Here is a 13041-nt window from a genome sequence, read left to right on the forward strand (position 1 = left end):
GTCGGAACCTATTGCAGCGGGTAATCCGTTGTCAGAACGAGCTGATGGCGCAGGTGCCCTACAGTTGCGCAGCAGAGGCCGAAGAGGAGGATGAGGCCGTGTTCACCAAGGCGTTCGAGAAAGCGGTGGTCGAGCTACTCGATACCGGATCCCGCCTGCAAGCCCCCGCGGTCGCCAAGTACGTGGCGCGGCTGCGGCGCGCGCATCCGGACGAGAGCCCGGCGCAGATCATCGAGCGGCTGGAAAAGCAGTACCTGCTCGCGGTCACCGGCAGCGGTAGCGCGGTCGGCGCCACGGCCGCGGTGCCTGGCGTTGGCACGGTCGCGGCGCTGGCCGCGGTCAGCGCCGAAACCACCTTCTTCATGGAGGCCTCCGCGGTGTTCACGCTCGCGGTCGCCTCGGTACACGGTGTGCGGCCACAGGACAAGGAGCAGCGGCGAGCGCTGGTGCTCGCGGTCGTGCTCGGCGATACCGGCATGGAGATCGTGCAGAAGAGCATCGGCCATTCCGCCAAGAACTGGGGCACGGCGTTCGCGACCCGCATTCCCGGCGTGGCAGGTATGAACGAGTCGCTGCTCAAACGGTTCATCGTCCGATTCATCACCAAACGCGCCGGCCTGATGGCGGGCAAGGTGCTGCCAGCGGGCATCGGCGCGGTGATCGGCGGGGCCGGCAACCGCGCCCTCGGCAAGGCCACGATCAACAACGCGCGCAAGGCCTTCGGTCCCGCGCCTGCCCACTTCCCGGCCGATCAGCCGCAGATCATCGACGCCGATCCGCTGCCGGCGCTGGAAGCGTCTGCGGTGCCCTCCGCCTATCCGCCGCCCCCGGCCGTCTCGCGGTGAGCGCCGCACGACCGCAGGCCTTCGCCGTCCGCGGACTGACCAAGCGCTACGACCTGACCGAGGCCGTGCGCGACGTGAGTTTCACGGTCGCACCCGGCACCGTCGCGGCGCTGGTCGGCCCGGAGGACGCCGGCAAGACGACGGTGGCCGGTGTGCTGCTCGGGCTGCTCGAACCCACCGCCGGTGCGGTGCAGGCGGGCGGTTTCGATGTCGCTAACCGGCCCGACTACGCACCCGTGGTCGGCGGCGTGCTCGACCCGCGCGGGCTGCACCCCGGCCGCACCATCCGCGACCACCTGCGGATCTACGCCGCCGCGGCTGGACTGCTGGACCGGCGGGTGCGCGAGGTCCTGGAGCTGACCGGACTGACCGACTTCGCCGGCACCAAGCCCGACGGGCTCAGCCCGGGACGTCAGCTGCGCGCCGCGATAGCGACCGCCCTGCTGCCGAACCCGCAATTGCTGGTGCTCGACGACCCCACCCTCGAACTCGACAGCGTCGAACACGCCTGGCTCACCGATTTCCTGCGCGGACACGCGGGCCGCGGCGGGAGCGCGCTGATCACCGGGCGCAGCCTGGCCGCGGTGTTGCCGTTCACCGACACCATCATCGTGCTCAGCGAGGGCTCGGTGGTGTACCAGGGCAGCCCGTCGCGGCTGCGGCGCAATAATCCCGACCGGCTGGTTGTGGCGACATCCTCGGCGATCGCGCTGGCCACGGCGCTGGCAGTGGCCGGATACACCGATGCCGTCATCCGCCAGGACGGCAGGCTCGCCGTCGCCGAGGCGAGCCAGGAGCAGATCCTGGCGGTCGCCGGTACGGCAGGCGTCCGCATCGACAGCATCGTCGCCGACCCCATCCACCCGGACCGCGTGCTGGCCTCGCTCACCGCCGCGGCCCGTCACCGGCCGGTGGTCACCGGCACCGCCGCCCCGCCACACGCCGCTCGACCTCCGCAACCGTCTCCGATGCCGTACGGGATTCCACGATGATCGACGTCCTGCCCGCGGACCTGCTGCCGGCGATCAACTCCGAACTCCGCAAGACCGCGACGCTGCGCTGGCCGCGATTGCTCGCGGCGCTGGTGGTCGCCTGTGCCGTGGTGACCAGTTCGGTCACCGCGATCCTGTCCGGACCCGCCGACCCCGAGGGCGAGCCGGCCACCGGCGCCGCCACCATCGGCCTGTATCTGGCATTGATCGCGGTCGTGCTGGCGGCCGGCGGGTACGGCGCGGCCGCTGCCGGTGCCGAATTCCGGCACGACACGATGGCCATCACGGCCATGTTCACTCCGGACCGCGATCGGCTGGTCGGCGCAAAAATGCTGGTCACGGCGGCTGTTGCGCTGGGTGCGGCGGTGGCGGTCGAGCTCGTCGCGCTCGGCTGCCTTTTCGCCTTCGGCAACGGGAAGTTCGAGATCACCGCGCAGCTGTTCGCCGCGCTCGGCGGCGGGCTGGTCGCGGCGGTGTGCTGGGCGGTCATCGGCTCCGGCGTGGGGCTGTGGCTGCGCTCGCCCGGGACCGGCGTCGCGCTGGTGCTCGGCTGGCTGCTGGTGATCGAGCCGCTGATCTGGCTGGTGACCACCGGCCTCGGCATCGCCGGAGTGGCGACCCTGCTGCCCGGGTCGTCGACGGTGAGCGCCCTGATGCCCGGCTCCTTCGCCGACGCCGACCTGCTGGCGCCGACACCGGCGGCGATCGTGGTGCTGCTGCTGTGGACCATCGGCATCGGTGGCCTGGGCTGGTGGTCGGTGCGCGCCCGCGACCTGTGAGCTGATACCGGGTCGACTCACTCATGTCGATCGTCCGGCGGGAACAACCGTCTGTCGGTGGGTGTCGTTATGGTCGATGCCACCGGAACATCTGATCTCGGATGGGCCGGGTAACTCGTCGGGTACGTCCACAACAGGCCCAGAGACGCACAAACCGCCGGCCGCCGACGCTACCGGTTCGGTACCCGAGTCCGGCCAAGAAACTCGGGGAGGCGGAGGAGCGCGGGTGAGTACAGAAGTCGTCGGGGGGTCGGAAAGCGTGGGGCGGGCGCCCGGTTGGATTCGGCGGCTGTGGCTGGAGAGCACGCGCCATCGGCGCACCGTGCTCGGGATCGCTGCCGCGGTGCTGGCGGGAGCGGCTGCCGAGATCGTCGCGCCGCTGCTGACCAAACGGGCCGTCGATGCGGCGGGCATCGGCGATACCGGAGTGATCGGGACCGTCGCCGGGCTGCTCGTGCTGCTCGCCCTCGGCCGGTTCCTCGCTTCCTTCGGGCGGCGGCTACTGGCCGGACGACTGTCGCTGGATGTCCAGCACGCGCTGCGGGTGAAGCTGCTCGGCTCACTGCAACGGCTCGATGGCGCCGGGCAGGACGCCATCCGCACCGGGCAGGTGGTGTCGCGTTCGATCACCGACCTGCAACTGGTGCAGGGGCTGCTGGCGATGGCCCCGCTGTCGGGAATGTCGCTGCTGCAATTCGTGCTCGCCGCGGCGGTGATGATGTGGCTGTCGCCGCTGCTGGCCACGGTCGCGCTGTTGGTGGTGCCCGCCATCGCGGTGGTGGTGTACCGCATCCGGCCCAAGCTGTACGCGGCCACCTGGTCGGCGCAGCAACGCGCGGCCGACCTCGCCCAGCACGTCGAGGAAACGGTCACCGGCGTCCGGGTGGTCAAGGGGTTCGGCCAGGAAGCGCGGATGGTCGACCTGCTCGAACGGCACGGCCGCACGCTGTTCGCCGAGCGCATGCGGGCCGCGACCATCAACTCCCGCTTCGCGCCGACGCTGGCCGCCATCCCCCAGGTGGGCCTGGTCGGTGTGGTCGCCCTCGGCGGGGTGCTGGCCATGGGAGGCAGCATCGGCCTCGGCACGTTTCTCGCCTTCACCGCCTACGTCGCCACCATGACCACCACCGCGCGCACCATGGCCTCGGTGGTGATCATGGCCCAGCTCACCCGGGCTGCCGCCGAACGGGTGTTCCAGGTGATCGACGCCGCGCCCACCGTCGCCGATCCGGAGCATCCACTGGACCTGCCCGATGGACCGCTCGGTGTCGACATCGACGCGCTGACCTTCGGTTTCGATCCGGACCGGCCGGTGCTGCGCGATCTCGACCTCACCGTGCGGCCGGGGGAAACGGTGGCGATCATCGGGCCAGCGGGGTCGGGCAAAACCACCCTGTCCCTGCTGCTTCCCCGGTTCTACGCACCCGACTCCGGCGCGATCCGGCTGTTCACCGCCGCACCGGACGCGGCGGCGAAGCCCGAAGTCCTGATCGACGCTGCGATCCCGGGGCCGTCGGCGAAGGGCAGTCACGCAGCTCCCACGCCGCCCGCCACCGGCGATCCCGGGCGAGCGGAAACCGGCCGTGACGAGCCCGCTGGCGGCTCACCCTCCCGCGGCGATGGACGAGCGGCCGACCGCGTCGACATCGCCCAGCTCAGGGCGAGTGACCTGCGCGCCGCCATCGGTGTGGTCTTCGACGACCCGTTCCTGTTCTCCGACACGATCGCCGCGAATATCGCCCTCGGCAGTCCAGAGGCGACCGACGCCGAGATCCGGCAGGCGGCGAAAATGGCCGCGGCCGACGAATTCATCAGCGACCTGCCCGACGGCTACGACACCGTGGTGGGTGAACGCGGACTCACCCTGTCCGGTGGGCAGCGCCAGCGCATCGCCCTGGCGCGGGCGCTGCTGGCCCGGCCGCGCATCCTGGTCCTCGACGACGCCACCTCCGCCGTCGACGCCGTCACCGAGGCCGCCATCTTCGAGGCGCTGCCCGACCGCGGCGAGCGCACCACGATCATCCTGGCCCACCGCGAATCGACGCTCGCGCACGCCGACCGAGTGGTCCGCCTGCCCGCACCCGCCCATGCCCAGCCGCTCACGGCTCCCGTGCTCCCCGAGCCGGCCCGCCGGACACCGCGCGGGGCCGGCCGCTCCGCCGCCGCGGATCTGAGCGAGACGCCGGAACTGCGCCGCACCATCGAGCGGCTGCCCCCGGCCACCGAAGAGCCCCGGCTGGATGCCGCGCGACTACGGCAACCCGATCCCGGCTTCCGGCTGATCCGCTTGCTGTGGCCGGTGCGCGCGCTGGTGCTGACGGTCATGATCTTGCTGGCGGTGGAGGCGTTGATCGGGATCGGGTTCCCGCCGATCGTGCGCTACGCCATCGATGCCGGCGTCGGCGGAGACGATCTGAGCGCACTGGTGCGGGCGGCCGTCCTCGGCGCGGTGCTGGTGCTCGCGGGCTGGATCGTGGCCGCGGCCACCACCACGCTGACCGCCCGCACCGGCGAGCGGGTGCTCTACGGGTTACGCGTGCGCAGCTATGCCCATCTGCAACGACTCGGCCTCGACTACTACGAGCGCGAACTGTCCGGCCGGATCATGACGCGGATGACCACCGACGTGGACGCGTTGTCGACCTTCTTGCAGACCGGCGTCTCGACCGCACTGGTCAGCGCGCTGTCGCTGGTCGCGATCGCGGTGGCACTGCTGGTCATCGACACCTCGCTGGCACTGGTGGTGCTGCTCGGCGTGCTGCCGCCGCTGGTGATCGCGACCGTGATCTTCCGGCGGGTGTCCTCGGCGGCCTACACGATCTCGCGGGAACACGTCTCCACCGTCAACGCGGACTTCCAGGAGAACATCAGCGGCCTGCGCGCGGTGCAGGCCTACCGGCACGAACCGCTCGCGGCCCGCCGTTTCGCCGAATACTCCGAGCGCTACCGGCACAGCCGGATGCGGGCGCAGCGGGCCATCGCGCTGTACTTCGCGTTCATCTCGGCCTGGTCGGACCTGGCGCTGGCCATGGTGGTGTTCGTCGGCGCCCGCGAGATCGCCGGCGGCACCACCAGCGCGGGCACCCTCGTCGCCTTCGTGCTCTACCTGGAACTGCTGTTCGGGCCGGTGCAGCACCTGTCCCAGGTCTTCGACGGATATCAGCAGGCCAAGGTGGGTCTGCGCCGGATCGGGGCGCTGCTGCGCACGGAATCCTCGATCGCGCCCGACGCCCCCGACGCCGTCGCCATCACCGACCGGCTCGACGGCGCCGTCCGCCTGGATCAGGTGCGCTTCGGCTATCCGGGCACCGAGAACCTCGCCCTCGACGACGTCTGCCTCGACATCCCGGCCGGCACCACGCTGGCGTTGGTCGGCGCGACCGGCGCGGGTAAATCGACCATCGTCAAGCTGCTGGCCCGCCTCTACGACCTACCGGCCGACGGCGCTGGGTCGGTCCGCGTCGACGACGTCGACCTGCGCGACTACCGGCTCGCCGACTACCGGGCCCGCCTCGGCATCGTCCCGCAAGAACCTCACCTGTTCACCGGCGACGTCGCCAGCAACATTGCATTCGGGAAACCATCGGCGACCGGACAAGAGATCGCGGCGGCCGCCGCGGCGGTGGGCGCGACCGCGATGATCGAGGCTCTCCCGCTCGGCATGGCCCAACCGGTGGGTGAGCGCGGCCGCGGCCTGTCGGCCGGACAGCGCCAGCTGATCGCGCTGGCCAGGGCCGAACTGGTCGACCCCGATCTGCTGCTGCTGGACGAGGCGACGGCCACCCTCGATCCAGATACCGAGCGATCGGTGCTGGTCGCGACGAAATCGCTGGCAAGGAACCGGACCACGGTGGTGGTGGCGCACCGGCTGGCGACGGCCGCGCGCGCCGACCGAATCGCGGTCGTCGACCACGGCCGGATCGTGGAAATCGGCGCACACGACGAACTGCTGGCCGCCCGCGGCGCCTATGCCCGACTCTGGGCAGCGGCCGGAGAACGGGAGGGAATATTCTCAGCGGAAGACAGGTCGTCACCATCGAGGAGCGGCCTGTCCGCCGGTCGGTAGCACCGCCGATTCGGGGCTGGGCCTATCCTCGACAGAGGGCGCATCGGCGCGTATCCGCCGATCCCCGTGCCGGGCACGTCACAAACGTCGCAGCGCGAAGAACGAAATGAGGCGAACACCTGCTGTGAGCAGCTCAACTTCCCAGTTCGGACAGAACCAGTGGCTAGTCGACGAGATGTATCAGAAGTTCAAGAACGATCCGTCATCGGTCGACGAAAGTTGGCACGAGTTCCTCGCCGATTACACCCCCGACGCGTCCGGTGAGTCTCAGGCCGGTCAGCCGACGCCAGCGCAGGCCCCCGCCCCGGCACCCGCGCAGGCAGCGACGATCGCGCCGGTGAACTCGGCTCCGGCGCCCGCGCCCACGGCCGCCGCGCCCAAGGCTGCCGCCGCACCGAAGGCCCCCGCCCCGGCTCCGAAGCCTGCGGCGGCCACGGCTCCGGCCGCCGCGGCCCCCGCGCCCGCTCCGCAGCAGGCGCGCGCCCCCAAGACCACCCCGGCGCCGACGTCCAACGCCGCGCCGACCGGCGGGCCCAAGGCTGCCGCCCCGGCAGCCGACCAGACGAAGGTGCTGCGTGGTGCGGCAGCCGCGGTCGCCAAGAACATGTCCGCCTCGCTCAGCATCCCCACCGCGACCAGCGTCCGGGCCATCCCGGCCAAGCTGATGATCGACAACCGGCTGGTCATCAACAACCACCTGGCCCGCACCCGCGGTGGCAAGATCTCCTTCACCCACCTGCTCGGCTACGCCATCGTGCAGGCGGTCAAGGCCTTCCCGAACATGAATCGGCACTTCGCCGAGATCGACGGGAAGCCCAACTCGGTCACTCCGGCGCACACCAACCTCGGCCTCGCCATCGACCTGCCCGGCAAGGACGGCAACCGTTCGCTGGTCGTTGCCGCGATCAAGGGCTGCGAGGAGATGACCTTCGGGCAGTTCCACACCGCCTACGAAGACATCGTGCGCCGCGCCCGCGAGGGCAAGCTGACCGCCGAGGACTTCAGCGGCGTCACCATCTCGCTCACCAACCCCGGCACCATCGGCACCGTGCACTCGGTGCCGCGGCTGATGTCGGGCCAGGGCGCGATCATCGGTGCGGGTGCCATGGAGTACCCGGCCGAATTCCAGGGCATGAGCGATGAGCGCATCGCCGAGATCGGTGTCGGCAAGCTGATGACGCTGACCTCGACCTACGACCACCGCATCATCCAGGGCGCGGAGTCCGGCGACTTCCTGCGCACCATCCACCAGCTGCTGATCTCCGACGAGTTCTACGACGAGATCTTCCACGGCCTCGGCGTGCCGTACGAGCCGGTGCGCTGGCGCAAGGACGTCAAGGAACGCGGGGTCGACAAGAGCACCCGCGTGCTCGAGATGATCGCCGCCTACCGCAACCGCGGCCACCTGATGGCCGACACCGACCCGCTGCGCCTGGTCAAGGACAAGTTCCGTAGCCACCCCGACCTCGACGTCACCCAGCACGGGCTGACCCTGTGGGACCTCGACCGCGAGTTCAACGTCGGCGGCTTCCACGGCCAGGAGCGGATGAAGCTGCGCGATGTGCTGTCGGTGCTGCGCGACTCCTACTGCCGCCACGTCGGTGTCGAGTACACCCACATCCTGGAAACCGACCAGCTCGAGTGGATCCAGGAACGGGTCGAGCAGAAGCACGTCAAGCCGACCGTCGCCCAGCAGAAGTACATCCTGAACCGGCTGAACGCGGCCGAGGCGTTCGAGACGTTCCTGCAGACCAAGTACGTCGGACAGAAGCGCTTCTCGCTGGAGGGCGCGGAGTCGGTCATCCCGATGATGGACGCGGTGATCGACCAGTGCGCCGAGCACAGCCTCGACGAGGTCGTCATCGGTATGCCGCACCGCGGCCGGCTCAACGTGCTGGCCAATATCGTCGGCAAGCCGTACTCGAAGATCTTCACCGAGTTCGAGGGCAACATGAACCCGGCGGCCACCCACGGCTCCGGCGACGTGAAGTACCACCTCGGTGCGCGCGGCACCTACCTGCAGATGTTCGGCGACAACGAGATCGAGGTCTCGCTCACCGCCAACCCCTCGCACCTCGAGGCGGTCGACCCGGTGCTCGAGGGCCTGGTCCGTGCCAAGCAGGACCTGCTGGACAAGGGCGACGGCCCCGAAGGCTTCTCGGTCATGCCGCTGATGCTGCACGGTGACGCCGCGTTCGCCGGCCAGGGCGTGGTCGCCGAGACGCTGAACCTGTCGGGTCTGCGTGGTTACCGCGTCGGCGGCACCATCCACATCGTGGTGAACAACCAGATCGGCTTCACCACCGCGCCGGAGAACAGCCGCTCCACCGAGTACTCCACCGACATCGCGAAGTTCATCGGCGCGCCGATCTTCCACGTCAACGGCGACGACCCGGAGGCCTGCGACTGGGTCGCGCGCCTGGCGGTCGACTTCCGGCAGAAGTTCCGCAAGGACGTGGTCATCGACCTGATCTGCTACCGCCGTCGCGGCCACAACGAGGGCGACGACCCGTCGATGACCCAGCCGTACATGTACGACGTCATCGACACCAAGCGCTCGGTGCGCAAGAGCTACACCGAGAGCCTGATCGGCCGTGGCGACATCTCCATGAAAGAGGCCGAGGACGCGCTGCGCGATTACCAGGGCCAGCTGGAGCGCGTGTTCAACGAGGTCCGCGAGCTGGAGAAATACTCGCCGGAACCCAGCGAATCGGTCGAGGACGATCAGAAGGTGCCCGCGACGGTGCAGACCGCCGTGGACAAGTCGGTGCTGCAGCGCATCGGCGACGCGTTCCTCAATGTGCCGGAAGGCTTCAACGTGCACCCGCGCGTCAAGCCGGTGCTGGAGAAGCGGCGCGAGATGGCCTACGAGGGCAAGGTCGACTGGGCCTTCGCCGAGCTGCTGGCCTTCGGCACGCTGATCGACGAGGGACGCGCGGTGCGGTTGACCGGTCAGGACTCCCGCCGTGGCACGTTCACCCAGCGTCACGCGGTGATCATCGACCGCAAGACCGCCGACGAGTACACCCCGCTGCACAACATCGGCTCCACCAACCCGGGCTGGTTCGCCGTGCACGACTCGGCGCTGAGCGAATTCGCGGCCGTCGGCTTCGAATACGGCTACTCGCTGGGCAACCCGGACGCGCTGGTGCTGTGGGAGGCGCAGTTCGGTGACTTCGTCAACGGCGCGCAGTCCATCATCGACGAGTTCATCTCCTCCGGTGAGGCGAAGTGGGGCCAGCTGTCGGAGGTCGTGCTGCTGCTGCCGCACGGTCACGAGGGTCAGGGCCCGGACCACACCTCCGGCCGCATCGAGCGCTTCCTGCAGTTGTGCGCGGAGGGTTCGATGACGGTGGCGGTGCCGTCCACCCCGGCGAACTACTTCCACCTGCTGCGCCGCCACGCCCTCGACGGCATCCGCCGTCCGCTGATCGTCTTCACCCCGAAGTCGATGCTGCGCAACAAGGCCGTGGTCAGCGATCTGAAGGACTTCACCGAGAGCAAGTTCCACTCGGTGTTCGACGAGCCGACCTACGAGCAGGGCATCGGCGATCGCGGCAAGGTCAAGCGAGTGCTGCTGACCAGCGGCAAGCTCTACTACGAGCTGGCCGCCGCCAAGGCCAAGCAGAAGCGCGAAGATGTCGCCATCGTGCGCATCGAGCAGCTCTACCCGATGCCGAAGTTCCGCCTGAACGAGGCGCTGGCCGGTTACCCGAACGCCACCGACATCGCGTGGGTGCAGGAGGAGCCGGCCAACCAGGGTGCCTGGCCGTTCTTCGGCCTGAACCTGCCCGAGCTGCTGCCGGAGCGTTTCGGCAAGCTGCGCCGGATCTCGCGGCGCGCCATGTCGGCGCCGTCCTCGGGTTCGAGCAAGGTGCACGCCGTCGAGCAGGCCGAGATCATCGCCGAGGCCTTCGAGCCGATCGCCTGATCACTGGTTCGTCACCGACGCCGGGCCCGAATCCACTCTCCCGCAGAGTGTTTCGGGCCCGGCGTCCGGCGTTGTGGGCGAGTTCGTTGTGTACTTTCACCGAGCGGGCTCCGCACCCGCAGCCATCCACACCGGCCGATATTACGAATCACATGTATTATGAATACGAACATCTCGCAATATCGGAGGAAGCTGATGGCAACGACAGTCGATATCCCCGATGAGGTCTTGCACGAAGCGCTCCGGCTCACCGGGCTCACAACCAAGAAGGCCGTAATCAACCTGGCCATGAACGAGCTCGTGCAGGGCTATCGGCAGCGCGAGGCCCTTGGCAGGCTCTCGCGAATGAATCACAATCCTTTCCTCACCGAAGGCGAGCTCGCCGATCAGCGGCGTAGCAGCGAATGACCGCACCGTTCTCCCGGCCCCTTTACCTGATCGACCACTCGGTCATGTCCCATTATCGGACGAGTGAAGCGGTCAAGCTTGCAGTAGACCGCCTGGCGGTCTCGGGAGTGCTCTGCTCGTCGATGGTGACCATGGATGAGGCTCGGTACAGCGCCCGCAACGCACAGGACCTCACTTTCATCACCGAGTTGTACGGCTCGGTCTTCCACTGGCTGGCCACCGACGCGGCTGTCGAGCGCGAGGTCGCGCGTATTCGAAAGGCGCTGTGGAAGATCGGCGCGGGACGTGGCGCACAAACCACAGACATTCAAATAGCCGCAACGGCTTTGCGGCATTCGGCGACCGTCGTGCACAACGACCGCGACTTCCAGACGATTCATCGCGCGGTGCCCGAATTCGACCAGCTCCGAGTGCAGCCTGAACACGGCGGGACTGCGCCCGCCCCTTGATCGCTCGCGGCGGCCAGGCACACGAAACGCGCGATCCGGACCGAGTCCCCGATCTATCCCCCAGCCATCGTCGCCATGCGCCGGACCGACGAAGAACTGGCGGCAGCGTCGATAGCGGTACGCGGCCTGCTTGCCTTCTACGCATCCTTCCCGCCGACCGCCCCGTCCTCGACATCGAAGGCTGGGGTGAGCGCCAACCCGAGCTCAACGCCCTCTCCAAGTCCGGCGACATCATGCGCATGTTCGACCGCATCTCCGACGACATGCTCGACACCATCGCCGTGCGCGGCACCCCCGAAACCTGCGCCACCGAGATCATCCGCCGCTTCGGCGATGTCGCCGACCGCGTGTGCTGCTACTTCCCGGGCTACGACCCACCCGTCGACCAGATCAGGGCTCTCGCCGAGGCACTGGATCGGGCGGATGCGGGGAGCGGGAAGCGCGCCGCTCGGCGGTGAGCCGGCCTCGCGTCAGGCCGTCGGCAGATAGCAGGTGGGCGGCGAGGTCTCGTGTGAGCCGGTGACGCCACCTTGGAGCGCACACAGCAGCGCCTTCAGCAGCGGGCCCGCCGAACCCGAGCTCGACCCGGTCGACTCCGACACCGGGCCGGGCCGGTGCGGCGTCTCGGCCGACGCCTGGCCGGCCGCTCCCATCAGCACGCCCACCGAAACCGCCGCCAGTACAGCCGAGTTCGTAATGCTTCGCATTCGTCAACAGATCCTTTCACCGGAAGCCTCCACTGCCGGTGCCACCCGCCGGACGCCAGTGCTCCCTGCGGAGTACGAGGTCCGACCCAAGCTAATCGCGACCGGGCTGCCGCGAATGCCACAGCTTCTGGTGCCACGGCTTCTGTCGGCCCGGCTTCCCGGGTAGAGACGTCTCAGGCGCGCAGTGCCGCCGCCAGCGCCGGATTGACGGCCATCGACAGCGCCAGCAGCGACTCCACCAGGAGGTCGATCAGTTCGTCGCGGGGGATGGTCTCGTTGCGCAACCATGAGAGGGTCGATTCCTCGGTGAAGGCGATCCAGCCACGGACGGCCAGCACCAGGCGGGGGTGGTCGCGTTCCTCGGGCGGCATGGGGACCTGGGTGAGGATGATGTCGACGATCGCGTTGCGGGTTTGGTCGACCAGGGCGACGAGGTCTGGGCTGGAGCTGGCAGGGCCGCGCAGCAGCGCCAGGTAGGAGGTGCGGTTCTCGCTGACGTAGTCGATATAGCGGCTGACCGAATCGCGCAGCATGTCGAACAGGCCGAGGCCCGCATCCGGCGCGACCCGCATCAGCAGTTCGGCGTTGGCGTGGCGCACGACCTCGAGCTGGAAGTCCTGCTTGGTGGGGAAATAGTGGAACAGCAGGCCACGCGAAATGCCTGCTGTGGCGGCGATTTCGCTGATCGAGATGTCCTCGATGGCGCGCTCGCCCAGCATCTTGACGCCGAGCTCGATCAATTGTGCGCGCCGCTGGTCCGGGCTCAGCCGGACACGCTTGGCGGTTTCTCCCGGACTCGTGCTCACGCGACCATCCTACTGAACGAGGGTCAATACTATTGACTACGATTCAACAGAGCTGTTG

The 13041-nt window shown here is 68.9% G+C and carries 10 protein-coding genes; 8 read left to right on the top strand and 2 right to left on the bottom strand.

Annotated features, from left to right (window positions below; all coding sequences use genetic code 11):
• Positions 1-98: 98 nt before the first annotated feature.
• The 8 genes from AC4HOU_RS17365 (at position 99) to AC4HOU_RS17400 (ending at position 11928) form a co-directional block, all read left to right on the top strand.
• Entirely contained in the window at positions 99-845 is a 747-nt protein-coding gene (locus tag AC4HOU_RS17365; protein WP_163809301.1) for a hypothetical protein, read from the top strand.
• Complete coding sequence (locus AC4HOU_RS17370) at positions 842-1837, top strand: ATP-binding cassette domain-containing protein (protein WP_490724760.1); 996 nt, start codon at positions 842-844, stop codon at positions 1835-1837. Before AC4HOU_RS17365 ends, AC4HOU_RS17370 begins: the two co-directional genes overlap by 4 nt.
• Positions 1834-2616: an ABC transporter permease gene (locus AC4HOU_RS17375; RefSeq protein WP_490724761.1), complete on the top strand. Its 783-nt coding sequence runs from the start codon at positions 1834-1836 to the stop codon at positions 2614-2616. Before AC4HOU_RS17370 ends, AC4HOU_RS17375 begins: the two co-directional genes overlap by 4 nt.
• 226 nt (positions 2617-2842) lie before the next feature.
• Positions 2843-6682: an ABC transporter ATP-binding protein gene (locus tag AC4HOU_RS17380; protein WP_490724762.1), complete on the top strand. Its 3840-nt coding sequence runs from the start codon at positions 2843-2845 to the stop codon at positions 6680-6682.
• Positions 6683-6788: 106 nt separating this feature from the next.
• Positions 6789-10613, top strand: a complete 3825-nt coding sequence (locus tag AC4HOU_RS17385) for a multifunctional oxoglutarate decarboxylase/oxoglutarate dehydrogenase thiamine pyrophosphate-binding subunit/dihydrolipoyllysine-residue succinyltransferase subunit (protein ID WP_490724763.1) — start codon at positions 6789-6791, stop codon at positions 10611-10613.
• A gap of 195 nt (positions 10614-10808) precedes the next feature.
• Positions 10809-11021 (top strand): type II toxin-antitoxin system VapB family antitoxin, encoded by a 213-nt coding sequence (locus AC4HOU_RS17390; RefSeq protein WP_194992397.1) that lies wholly within the window; start codon positions 10809-10811, stop codon positions 11019-11021.
• Positions 11018-11470 (top strand): type II toxin-antitoxin system VapC family toxin, encoded by a 453-nt coding sequence (locus AC4HOU_RS17395; RefSeq protein WP_195019937.1) that lies wholly within the window; start codon positions 11018-11020, stop codon positions 11468-11470. The genes AC4HOU_RS17390 and AC4HOU_RS17395 overlap by 4 nt, the downstream gene beginning before the upstream one ends.
• A gap of 233 nt (positions 11471-11703) precedes the next feature.
• On the top strand, positions 11704-11928 hold the full coding sequence (locus AC4HOU_RS17400) for a hypothetical protein (RefSeq protein ID WP_195019938.1): 225 nt from the start codon (positions 11704-11706) through the stop codon (positions 11926-11928).
• A gap of 12 nt (positions 11929-11940) precedes the next feature.
• Here AC4HOU_RS17400 and AC4HOU_RS17405 read toward each other — a convergent pair whose 3' ends face one another.
• Both AC4HOU_RS17405 and AC4HOU_RS17410 read right to left on the bottom strand, forming a co-directional pair.
• Entirely contained in the window at positions 11941-12177 is a 237-nt protein-coding gene (locus AC4HOU_RS17405; protein WP_194992400.1) for a hypothetical protein, read from the bottom strand.
• 173 nt (positions 12178-12350) lie between these two features.
• Positions 12351-12983, bottom strand: a complete 633-nt coding sequence (locus AC4HOU_RS17410) for a TetR/AcrR family transcriptional regulator (protein ID WP_163809289.1) — start codon at positions 12981-12983, stop codon at positions 12351-12353.
• Positions 12984-13041: the final 58 nt, after the last annotated feature.

It is taken from the genome of Nocardia sp. JCM 38205, from assembly GCF_058222935.1.